The following is a 257-nucleotide window of genomic DNA, read 5'->3' as shown; positions in this document are numbered from 1 at the left end:
TACAGGTTCAGAGCATCGTAGGCCGGAGAAGGCAGCGCCGCCATCCGGCAAATGATTTCTCGCGTTAATCGATCAAGTGATACTTTTCAGAAAGTACGTGCGCCAGGTGTTTAAACATATTAAACACAGCCGTACTTTTGGGCGTCGGCAGCCCTTGCTCGTCTAAAAAGTAATCTCCGCTGAAAACCAGCACACCATTTCGCTGCGTAACACCGGTGGCGACAATCCCCGCCAGCGTGTCCTCATGCTCACGAATG

General features: G+C 51.8%; 1 protein-coding gene. It reads right to left on the bottom strand.

All coding sequences use genetic code 11. From position 1 onward, the window contains the following. Nucleotides 1-64 precede the first annotated feature (64 nt). The gene (locus tag FDX22_RS15650; protein WP_255432940.1) at nt 65-256 is read right to left on the bottom strand and encodes a DUF2498 family protein; all 192 of its coding nucleotides are present in this window, start codon (nt 254-256) and stop codon (nt 65-67) included. Nucleotide 257 lies beyond the last annotated feature (1 nt).

This window comes from Citrobacter sp. TBCS-14, assembly GCF_005280805.1.
GTDB lineage: Bacteria > Pseudomonadota > Gammaproteobacteria > Enterobacterales > Enterobacteriaceae > Citrobacter > Citrobacter gillenii.
This window is presented reverse-complemented; position numbering and strand designations above follow the sequence as displayed.